The organism is Mangrovibacterium sp. (genome assembly GCF_059905295.1).
On record NZ_JBZQJF010000094.1, the window covers coordinates 1 to 10,768 of the forward strand.

Consider the following 10,768-nt stretch of genomic DNA (forward strand, 5'->3'; position numbering starts at 1 on the left):
CACGTTCAGCCCCCAAAACATAGTCGTTCATGAAGTTTTTTCGAAATCATTTGGATTATAGGAACATAAGTCCGTAACTTTTCATTGATAAACAGATTTAGTAATTAATAAATATACTTGTCATGGATGATAAAGTAACGAATTCAATTCCTGAAGAGGTACTTACACAAGCTCTAGAGAAAATCAAATCAGCAGCTGCCGATTTAAAACCTTTCCTGTTTGCGTTGACCACCGAGGAACGCAGGAAACTACCGAAAATGGCCGATGGCACCGAGCCTTTTGTGGACAAAGCACTCGATTACACCGGCACAAATCCCGAGTTTACACCGCCTTACCTGGACGCGGATGGTTTCGCGGTCGACCTGACCACCCGCTCCCAAACCCAACAATTGATGAACCCGATCGAACAGTTGCTCTCCGACCTGAACGACACCTGCCTACAAGCAGGGTCAGAAGCTTATGTCGCTGCCCTGAGCTACTATGGCTCGGTAAAACAAGCTTCAAAAATGAGCATCCCCGGATCGAAACCTATTTATGAGGACCTGAAACAACGGTTCGAAGATAATGGCACTCGTAGCGCGCAATCGTAACGATTTGCCCAACTAAAAAGCGGAAGCCACAAAATGACTTCCGCTTTCTTTTGACTGCACAATCCGGGAATTGCCAGCCCGACATCACGGTTATTAATATAGACTCCTGTCATTATCCAATCGACTCGGGTCTTCTTTTGGATAAGTCGGAGCATTCCGAAAACGGCTTCAGTCATCCTGGAAATAACTCCACTCATCCGGCAAACGACTGAAGACCTGTTAAAGACGACTGCAGTCGTTTGTACGACCCTACAAGTCATTCGGCGATATACTGCAGTTCTCTTTAGAATTGTCCCAGTCGTTCCCAAAACGACCAGAGTCATCATGAGGATAGGCTCGAGGGTCTTCGGGATACCCCAAGGGGATCCAACATATCCCCCTAACCCATCTACGATATCCCCGCTCCAGCTCGTCAGGATTTATAATCCTGACGCTTTTAACCGCGGATTTGTAATCCGCATAAACGAAATAACAAGTACCTTTAATAATCATGGGAATCCGAAATAAAATAACACCCGGGAATGTGTACTTTTTAACCTTGACAGTGGTCGAGTGGATCGATATTTTTACCCGCCCAGATTACAGGCACGAGATTGTCAGTTCATTAAATTATTGCATTGAGCACAAAGGATTAAATGTTTATTCATGGTGTCTTATGTCCAACCATCTGCACATGATCGCAGGAACTAAAGATGACACCATTTTATCTGATATTCTTCGTGATTTCAAGAAATTCACAAGCAAAGCTCTTATCAACAAAATCCAAACGATTCCTGAAAGTCGAAGAGAGTGGCTATTAAATCATTTTGAGTACGCGGGGAAAAGTAATCCTAAAATCCATTACTACAAGATTTGGCAGGATGGCAACGAAGCCAAAGAAATACACATGACTCCATTTTTAGAAGAAAAAATGAACTACATCCACAATAATCCGGTTAAAGCTGAAATTGTTACCAAACCGGAAGACTACTTGTATAGCTCGGCTCGTGACTATGCAGGAGAAAAAGGACTCGTTAAAATCGAATTTATTTAAAAATAATTCAGAGAATAATAATCGGGATTACAAATCCCGGGCTAAATGGGATTGGATTACAAATCCAATCCAGCAAAGGTTAAAAATCCCGAACTAAAGCAGGATCGGATTGCAAATCCGCCTAAGCGAAGTTAGCAGAACAGAAAACTTAACGATAAGTAATTGATTGAAGGGTTAGTTTATTTTGTAAATTGTATTCGCTAATCAAACAACCACTACTACAATGAAACTAAAACTTACCTTATTTCTAATTTCTTTATCCTTTATCGGATTTGCTCAAGAGTCACATATTGAAGGAACAATCGATGGAGTTGCCAATGCAACAATCCATGTACTTGCATTACCATTAAAAGAAGGGGCAAACCCAATTTTTGATACCACTTCATGCACAGACGGTAAATTTAATTATACACTAAATTATGGTGTTGACATGTGGCATTTGGTCATCATTAGCAGCGATTCGTTTAATGCTGTTTTTGGTTCCGAAAAAAGTAGTAAACAAGAACTTCAAAACCGGGATATCCGATTCTTCATTAAACCCGCTGAGGACATCGTGGTTTCCGCATCATTTGCCGATTATGGAATCAAATATAGCATCACAGGTAACGACATTGGTCGCCAAAAGAGTCAAGTAGAAGAAGCCAAATTTCCGTATTCCGAAAGATTTAACCAGTTAACGATCCAAAAAGAAAAGGAACCAGTAGGAAGCAATAAAATTGCGGAGTTAGATAAGGAACTACAATCCGTTAGTTCCCAGCTAGACAGTATTGATTTGCAGATGATTGCCAAACATCCAGATTGGGAATATTCTGCAGAATTACTAGCTAAATTTCCTCTTGATACGAAGGCAAAATATTACAATAGATTCACTCCAGCAGTTAAAAATTCGCTTTTCGGTAAATTTGTTTCAAAAGCGCTAACTGCATCAACAAAAAGTTTGCCGGCCCCATCGTTTTCCCTTCCTGATACAGCAGGTAAAATTCATTCGTTATCGGACTATAAAGGGAAATATGTCGTTTTGGATTTCTGGGGTACCTGGTGTGGCTCTTGTGTGAAAGGATTCCCGAAATTAAAAGCGTATTATTCAAAATATAAAGATCGGGTTGAATTCATCGGAATAGATTGCCAGGATCACGAAGAGCCATGGAAAAATGCCGTTTTAAAATATGAACTGAACTGGACAAACCTCTTTGCTGCGGATAAAATAATCTCGGACAATTACGGCATTACAAATTATCCGACAAAATTAATCATTGACAGAGAAGGTAAAATCGTATTGAAAAGTAGCGGAGAGAACCAAGAATTTTACGACACCCTGGATGAACTATTTAACTAAAACAAAAACCTTTTTGCAGTCAGTCCCGAATCCTCGGGATGTAATCCTGACGCTTTTATCTGCGTATTTGTAATCTGCATAAATGAAATAAAAATACGGAATTAAAAATCCCTCGCTAAATAGGATCGGATTGCAAATCCGATCCAGCTTTTTCCGATACTTCGTTAGCCCTTAAAATTCTTCACAATCTCGTTCACCCCATCCAACACGAAGTGCGGACGGTAGGCAAATTCGTTAATGGTTTCGCGGCTCGAGATTCCCGACAGCACCAGGCAGGTATCAATCTCGGCTTCAATACCGGCCACAATATCGGTATCCATGCGGTCGCCGATGATGATGGTTTCCTCGCGCTGCACATTCAATCGTTTCAAGGCAATGCGCATCATCAGCGGGTTTGGTTTGCCCACAAAATAGGCTTGCTTGCCGGTTGCCAGCTCAATAGGAGCAATCAAAGCTTTGGTGGCGGGGGCAATTCCGTTTTCAATTGGTCCGCTCAGGTCGGGATTTGTACCAATCAATTTAGCGCCGCGCATCACCAGGTTCACTGCTTTCTCAATCACCTCGTAGCTGTACGAGCGGGCCTCACCCATCACCACATAATCCGGATCGATGTTATTGCTCGAATACCCGGCATTGTAGATGGCATTAATCAGGCCAGCCTCGCCAATAATGTAAGCGCTGCCATTGGGCTTTTGGCTTTGCAGAAAGGAAGCCGTTGCCAGGGCGCTGGTATAAAAATGTTCCATACCAACATCCAGTCCCATTCGCGACAGTTTTCCCTGAAGCTCCTTAATGGTTCGTTCGCTGGAATTGGTCAGGAAAACAAACTTCTTGTTCTCAGCCTGCAACCACGAAACGAACTCTTTCACACCGTCGAGAATCTTATTACCGTGATAGATGACACCATCCATATCACAAATGAAGCCTGATTTATGGCGTATTTTTTCAATAATTGCCTTGTCAACCATGATTTGATTTTTTTTTGAGTATTTATGAAGCGTTAAAGTACAACCTTTACGGCGATAAAAAGTTCCCAACTCCCTTGTTTTTTGTGCAGAAACTGCGCTCGGCATCAAAGAGCACGAAGAATCACAATGCTTCATTCAAAACAGACTTTCTTTCGATTCCATCCGTTTAAAGGATATGAAACGCATCGTGATGCGCGACTTAACAGAAACCTAAAAAGCTAAAAATGAAACGAACGCTAACCGTCCCCAAATTTATCCTGCTGCTCTTTGCATGTTTGCTGATCCACATTCCGGCGATCTGTCAAAATACGCCCACCGAGGTTGCCGGCATTCCGGTTAACACAGATGAATCCAAGGTTCCCTCCTATACCCTTCCCGACCTTTTAGTCCTTTCCAACGGAGAGAAGGTCAAGGATTCCACAACCTGGGAAAATGAAAGGCGTAAGGAAATACTTGATCTGTTTGAAACGGAACAGTTCGGCAAAGTTCCCGACCGGCAGCATGTCAGCTTCAAGGTTTTTGAAGCAGGCACACCGGCTTTTCATGGTCAGGCAATCAGAAAACAGGTGACGATCTATTTTACCGAAGATACAACCACCTACAAAGCCGACTTGTTGATTTATCTTCCTGCCAACACGAAGAAACCAGCTCCTGTGCTCTTAAAAATTGGATTTGCACCAAACTGCCTGACGGTGGATGATCCAGACATCAGGCAAGGCATGATGTGGACCCGCGACGGAACGCAGATCCCGGCCTCCGAAGGCAGAAGCTTTGGCTTCTTTGATGTTGAGAAATTCATTTCCAAGGGCATCGGGGTAGCTACCATCTACTACGGCGATATCGAACCGGATTTTCCGGAAGGGATAAAGTACGGCATTCGAGGACATTATTTGAAACCCGGTCAGGAATACCCTGCACCGGATGAATGGGGCGCTATTTCAGCCTGGTCGTGGGGATTAAGTTGTGTTATGGATTATTTGGAGACAGACCCTATGGTTAATTCGCAACAGATCGCACTTTATGGTGTTTCACGCTTGGGCAAAACAGTGTTATGGACGGGTGCCCGGGACGAAAGATTTGGCCTGGTGATAGCCAGCTGTTCCGGTGAAGGTGGGGCTGCTTTATCCCGCAGGCAATACGGGGAGACGATCAAACATATGATCCACCCGACACGCTATTTCTACCAGTTCTGCTCCAATCGTGCCAAGTATGCAGACGATCCCAACTCCTGCCCTATTGATGCACATATGATGATTGCCTTAATGGCTCCCCGCCCCTTGTTATTACAGACCGGCGACACAGATTACTGGTCGGATCCCAAAGGCGAATTTGAGGCTGCCGTCGCCGCTGAACCGGTCTATAAATTATTCGGCAAAAAGGGATTGGAAACCGATGTCTGGCCTAAAGCAGGAACACCGATATTACATGACTTGGGATATTATATGCATTCAGGAGGCCATGGCACTTTACCGGCCGACTACGATATCTTCATCGATTTTATCCGAATACATTTCAAGTAGAAAGTATACAAAAAGAGGCTGTCCCAAAAGTCGACAAGGAAAAATTCAGACTTACATATTGAAAGCTCTTGCTGATTTTACCCCTCCAAACCTCCCCTAAAGGGGCGGCTTAAAGTCCCCTTCAGAGCCTGTCCCGAATTTGTTTCGGGAGAATTTAGGGGTCAGTAGCTTGAATGGACTTACAATTTGATAGTTTAAGAAAAGCTCTTCAGACTTTCTGGACAAGCTCTTTCAATATCTTACGGATTATTGATTAGTCAACCAATTCACCTGTTACATAAGCATCTTCGCCACGGCCTTCAACTTTGACCAGTTTCACTTTGTGGAAGCTGTTTTTCTCCAGCCCTTTTCCTTCAAAATGAACCGGGATGTAGTGCTCGCCATAGCCATTAGCTATACCCTGTTTATTAACGCCTTCAATCAATACAGTTTCGGTTTTCCCGATGAAGGAATTCAGGAACTTGTCGCGGCAATCTTCCGATGTTTCGCGTAAGATTGCTGAGCGCTCCGTCTTGATTTTCTCCGGAATGTGGTTTGGCATCCGCTCGGCACGCGTACCGCGGCGAACCGAATATTTGAAGGTGTGCACATGCCCGAACCCAAACTGGTTCACAGCATTCACACTATCCTGAAATTCTTCTTCACTCTCGTCGGGGAAACCAACGATCATATCGGTTGTAAAGTTGAAATCGGGGAATTTTGTGCGGAACAGGTTCACAACATGCTCGAAGCGGGCATAATCGTACATGCGGCGCATACGCAACAAGACTTTGTCGGAACCACTTTGCAAGCACAGGTGCAGGTGCGGCGTCATCTTCGGATGATCGAAGAGCTTCACCATATCGTCGCTAAAACCATCCGGCTCCAGTGATGAAATGCGAACGCGGAAATCACCTTCGACATTCAGAATGGCTTCCAGCACATCCTCGAAACGCTTTCCTTCCCAATCATAGCGGCCAATGTTCACGCCGGTAATCACCAGCTCTTTGAAACCATTCGCCAGCGTATCCTTTACATTCCCGATAATCTCGGGAATCGGGCGGCTTGTTGCCCGTCCGCGAACCGACGGAATAATACAGAAAGTACAGAAGTTGTCGCAACCATCCTGAATTTTGATGGCACTACGCGTATGTAGGCTTTTGTCAACTGCATGAAACTGGAATACATCGGCATTTAGCTTTTCAGGATGCATCAGCTCTCCTCCAAAATGGCCATCGACCAGGTTCAGGATCGACCCTTTGCGGTTATTTTCCACCACATAGGTAATCTTCTGCTCACCCTCCAGCTTTTCCTTATAGTTGTTGGCCATACAGCCGGTTACCACAACCACCGATCCCTGGTTATTGCGGGCAGCCTGGCTAATGGTATTCCGCGACTTCTGGTCGCTTTGGTTCGTTACCGTGCAGGTGTTTACCACCACCACATCGGCCTGATCTTTAAAGTCGACAATCTCGTAGCCCGCTTTATCAAAGTCCGACACCAAAGCATCGGTTTCGTACTGATTCAAGCGGCATCCGAGCGTTTTAAATGCAATGCGTTTTTTTGTAGTCATCTCCTAGTTCACCGTTTCTTCCTGAAGTACCAATTCTCCACTCATCGAAAAATCTGCCGCTGAAGTAATCTTCACATCGACAATTTGTCCCATCAACTCCGGTGCCCTTCGATCCAAACGCACCTGGATTTTACCCTCAGTCAAGCCCATTGAGTGACCTGTTTTCCGGTCGGAGCCATTCACCAAGAGGCGAATAGTTTGACCAACCATACTCTCGTTGTACTCACGGGTATAAATTTTCATCACCTCCGACAAATCGTGGTAACGTTCTTTCTTTACATCCTGCGACACCTCATCGTTCCAACGGTAGCTGGCAGCTCCCGGTCGCGGCGAGTACATCGCGATGTAAGCCATATTAAATTTGAACTCGTGGAAAGCCGTTACGGTATTCTGATATTCTTTATCGCCCTCGCCTGTAAAACCAACAATGATGTCGGTAAACAAAGTCGCTGTTGGCAACAACTCGCGAATATCGGCTACAATACCACGATACTTATCCATGGAGTGTTTGCGGTTCATTTTAATCAACACCTTCTCGTCGCCACTTTGCATCGGCAGGTGTATTTGTTTCGCCAGGCAAGGATATTCGGCAATCACTTCAATCACCTCGCGGGTCATATCCTGCGGGTGTGGTGATGTGAAATACACCCAAAACTCTTCACCCGACTGCTTACCATACTCACCAATCTGGCGCAATAAGTCGGCAAACGAAACTTCTTCACCTTTCTTATCCAGACCGTAGGAATTCACATTTTGTCCCAGTAAAGTGATCGACTTATAGCCTTGATTCACCAAATGGCGAACTTCGTCAACAATATCGGCTGATGGACGCGACACCTCACGACCGCGAGTGTAAGGCACAGCACAGTAGGTACAAAACTTGTCGCAACCATTCTGAATGGGCACAAAAGCTTCGTAAGTCGATTGATATTTCGGTTGGATCTGCCAAAGGTCAACAATGTGCTCATTCTTGGGCATCACCGGCTTAGGCTCAGCTACCTTCAACGAATGCGCATTCACAACACCGTAACTGCGGATCATATCCGGGAACTGGCTCAGCTCGCTCATCGGGAAGATGATGTCGAACTGTTTCAGCAATTTATCCTTGTCGGCAGCCAACACACATCCCGACAGGAAGGTGATCAGGTTCCGCTTATTCTTGGCTTTATTCCATTGGGCAATCTTGTTGTACACCTTGTCGATTGGCTTTTGCCGAACCGAACAAGCCAACATGCCTAATAAATTGGCTTCATCCTCATTATCCGTCCGCTGGTAGCCCATATTCTCCAACACCGCAGCAACACGCTCGCTGTCGGAAATATTCATTTGGCAGCCCAATGTAATTAAATGGTATTTCATCTTTCCTATTTCAACGTAATCAATATCGTTAGACACACACGGCCGTGTGTATCTACGGTGTTAAAAATATACTTCACAGTGAATCTGATCCCGATCGAAGCCTTTATCTTTTAAAATCTCAATCGCATCAAAAATCATATTACTGTTTCCGCAAAGATAGAACTGTGTGTTCTTCTCAAAATCCGAGCTCTTCAGGTAGGTCGTCAACCGTCCGTGCACCTGTCCCGTTTTATCGCCCGATGTGCACAACACATGGCGTTCCGGTGCATATTCTGCTTTATCGTATGCTTCGCTACCGTAACGCACACCGTGAATCAATGTATAATTCAGGTTCGGATAAGTACGCACCATACTGCGGAATGGCGCAACACCGGTTCCGCTGGCAATAAACACAAATTTGTGATCGGCAATTTTCTTCTCGTCAATTTTGAATTTACCGAAAGGACCGTTCACTTCAACCAAGTCACCTACTTTAAGCTTACTTAGCTTCGGCGAAAAATAACCGTCTTTCACTTCCTTCACCAACACTTCCAGGTATTCGTCGTTCTCGCCACTGTAAATCGAATACTCGCGACTTTGATAATCGCCGTGAATACCCAACGAGATATGCTGCCCCGCGTGATATTTAAAACGGCTCTTCGGCAAACGCAGCGAAAATGCTTCACCTGTTAGTTTTCTGATCTCTTGAACCTTGTAAAAGGTTTCATCCAATTGAATGTCTGGTCTAAACTCCATGGTCATGGCTCAATAAATTTGGGCTGCAAAGATATTCATTTTTTCTAAAAAGGACATATCTATCTTATTCAAATTCTTTACAGTTGTTAATTGATTACTAAACCGGTAAAGCGCTGCATTGTTTCCCGCAAATGTTGTAATTTTAAAAGAAAACCAACTGATGAAAACACTAATCTTGTTTATGTCGACCCATGGGTGTACCATAAACGTGGCCCACCGGATTGCTGTAAAACTGGGAGGAGACGCCTCCATCGTCAACCTGAAAGATAACCCTCGCATTCAGATAGACGACTACGAGCGGATTATTTTGGGTGGGTCCATTCATATGGGAAAAATACAGAAAGAGCTTCAAACATTCTGCGAGAAAAATGCGAACAAGCTCGCTCAAAAGGAAATCGGTCTTTTTATTTGCTGTATGTACAAGGGCGTGGAAGCACAGGCGCAACTAAAAAATGCTTTCCCGGAGATTTTGCATCAACATGCCAAAGCAGAAGCGATTATGGGAGGCGCTTTTTATTTTGAAAAGATGAATTTTCTGCAACGCTTCATGGTGAGAAAAATGACGGGAAGCAAAAAAACGACGGTTAAGATTGATCACGATGCCATACAGCGATTCAGTGAAAAAATGAAAAAGCCTAAAAGTTCAACAAACACAAACCACAACTAAAAAGCCAGGTAAAAGTCCCTGGTCAGCTCCCGATACTGAGCCGTATATTCGCCGGTTTCGCGATTACGAATATAGATACTCTCCCAAAATTCGATGCCTTCGTTGAAGGATAATTCAACCAGGATCCGGTGTGACGAACGTTCTGCATCCGGAAATACCCTGGCGCAACGATTCACATATAAGCCCAACCGGCTCGCCTCAGCACGTAAACGTTCTTCCTGATCTGCCGGCAAAACCAGGCTTATCCGACCATCCTCACTCAACAAACCTACTGCTTTAACCAGCAGTTCTTCCAATTTCAAACGATCAGCATGTCGCGCTGTAGCCCGCTTTTGATCGTTCGATTTCGGTGTTTTTGTATCATCAAAAAAGGGAGGATTAGAGATAATATGATCGTAACGATCAGCCACTTCTAAATCCTGAAAGGCACATATAAACAGCCGAAGCCGGTCCCCCCAGGGTGATTGCCTGAAGTTTTGATTTGCTTCTTCTGCAGCTTCAGCTTCTATTTCAACCGCATCAATCAAAGCCGCAGTTCGTTGTGCAGCCATTAAGGCCAGCAAGCCCGTGCCGGTACCGACATCCAGGATCTTAGCTTCCTGCTCATAATTAATCCAGGCCCCCAGAAGCACACCATCAATGCCAACTTTCATAGCTGCCTTGTCCTGTACAATCCGAAATTTTTTAAACTGAAAGAAGTTGTTTCGCCCCATTTTAAGTTGAAAAATGATCCTTTTTATGCCGACCAAGCTAGTAAAAACAACAGAAAACAGGTGACTTCATATGAAATTTCACCTTGCAGAAACATTAGAATCCGGGAACAACAAAAACACAAACTCCTAATAAACTGCTACTTACGTCATATTCATCACCTAAACTTTAACTAAAAACTCTGACAAGTGAATTTTAACAGCATTTTTATTTGCCGATATAAAGTATTTTCTACTTTTGCCCCCCGAATAATTGAACGCAACGGCGTTTCATTCTATTGGTTATGAAGAAGAGAGA

The 10,768-nt window shown here is 44.2% G+C and carries 10 protein-coding genes; 5 read left to right on the top strand and 5 right to left on the bottom strand.

Annotated features, from left to right (window positions below; genetic code table 11):
• Window positions 1-122 precede the first annotated feature (122 nt).
• The 3 genes from AC37HE_RS05110 (at window position 123) to AC37HE_RS05120 (ending at window position 2,959) form a co-directional block, all read left to right on the top strand.
• A complete protein-coding gene (locus AC37HE_RS05110; protein WP_500781708.1) occupies window positions 123-590 on the top strand; it encodes a hypothetical protein in 468 nt (155 codons plus the stop codon).
• A 490-nt stretch (window positions 591-1,080) separates the two neighbouring features.
• Window positions 1,081-1,623, top strand: a complete 543-nt coding sequence (locus AC37HE_RS05115; protein ID WP_500781709.1) for an REP-associated tyrosine transposase — start codon at window positions 1,081-1,083, stop codon at window positions 1,621-1,623.
• Window positions 1,624-1,846: 223 nt separating this feature from the next.
• Window positions 1,847-2,959, top strand: a complete 1,113-nt coding sequence (locus AC37HE_RS05120; protein WP_500781710.1) for a TlpA family protein disulfide reductase — start codon at window positions 1,847-1,849, stop codon at window positions 2,957-2,959.
• Window positions 2,960-3,123: 164 nt separating this feature from the next.
• Here AC37HE_RS05120 and AC37HE_RS05125 read toward each other — a convergent pair whose 3' ends face one another.
• Window positions 3,124-3,927 (bottom strand): HAD-IIA family hydrolase, encoded by an 804-nt coding sequence (locus AC37HE_RS05125; RefSeq protein ID WP_500781711.1) that lies wholly within the window; start codon window positions 3,925-3,927, stop codon window positions 3,124-3,126.
• Between the two features lie 224 nt (window positions 3,928-4,151).
• Between AC37HE_RS05125 and AC37HE_RS05130 the strand changes: the two genes are divergently transcribed.
• Window positions 4,152-5,447 carry a glucuronyl esterase domain-containing protein gene (locus tag AC37HE_RS05130; RefSeq protein ID WP_500781712.1) on the top strand — a complete coding sequence of 432 codons (1,296 nt, stop codon included), beginning with the start codon at window positions 4,152-4,154 and terminating at the stop codon, window positions 5,445-5,447.
• A 253-nt stretch (window positions 5,448-5,700) separates the two neighbouring features.
• Here the strand turns inward: AC37HE_RS05130 and mtaB are convergent, their stop codons facing one another.
• The 3 genes from mtaB to AC37HE_RS05145 are packed head-to-tail and all read right to left on the bottom strand — an operon-like array spanning window position 5,701 to window position 9,099.
• Window positions 5,701-6,999 (bottom strand): tRNA (N(6)-L-threonylcarbamoyladenosine(37)-C(2))-methylthiotransferase MtaB, encoded by a 1,299-nt coding sequence (gene mtaB / locus AC37HE_RS05135; RefSeq protein ID WP_500781713.1) that lies wholly within the window; start codon window positions 6,997-6,999, stop codon window positions 5,701-5,703.
• A 3-nt stretch (window positions 7,000-7,002) separates the two neighbouring features.
• The gene (miaB, locus tag AC37HE_RS05140) at window positions 7,003-8,358 is read right to left on the bottom strand and encodes a tRNA (N6-isopentenyl adenosine(37)-C2)-methylthiotransferase MiaB (protein WP_500781714.1); all 1,356 of its coding nucleotides are present in this window, start codon (window positions 8,356-8,358) and stop codon (window positions 7,003-7,005) included.
• A 60-nt stretch (window positions 8,359-8,418) separates the two neighbouring features.
• Window positions 8,419-9,099, bottom strand: a complete 681-nt coding sequence (locus AC37HE_RS05145) for a ferredoxin--NADP reductase (protein WP_500781715.1) — start codon at window positions 9,097-9,099, stop codon at window positions 8,419-8,421.
• Window positions 9,100-9,253: 154 nt separating this feature from the next.
• Here AC37HE_RS05145 and AC37HE_RS05150 point away from each other — a divergent pair, with 154 nt between their 5' ends.
• A complete protein-coding gene (locus AC37HE_RS05150) occupies window positions 9,254-9,760 on the top strand; it encodes a flavodoxin domain-containing protein (RefSeq protein WP_500781716.1) in 507 nt (168 codons plus the stop codon).
• Here AC37HE_RS05150 and AC37HE_RS05155 read toward each other — a convergent pair.
• Window positions 9,757-10,473: a tRNA1(Val) (adenine(37)-N6)-methyltransferase gene (locus AC37HE_RS05155; RefSeq protein ID WP_500781717.1), complete on the bottom strand. Its 717-nt coding sequence runs from the start codon at window positions 10,471-10,473 to the stop codon at window positions 9,757-9,759. The genes AC37HE_RS05150 and AC37HE_RS05155 overlap by 4 nt on opposite strands.
• Between the last annotated feature and the right edge of the window lie 295 nt (window positions 10,474-10,768).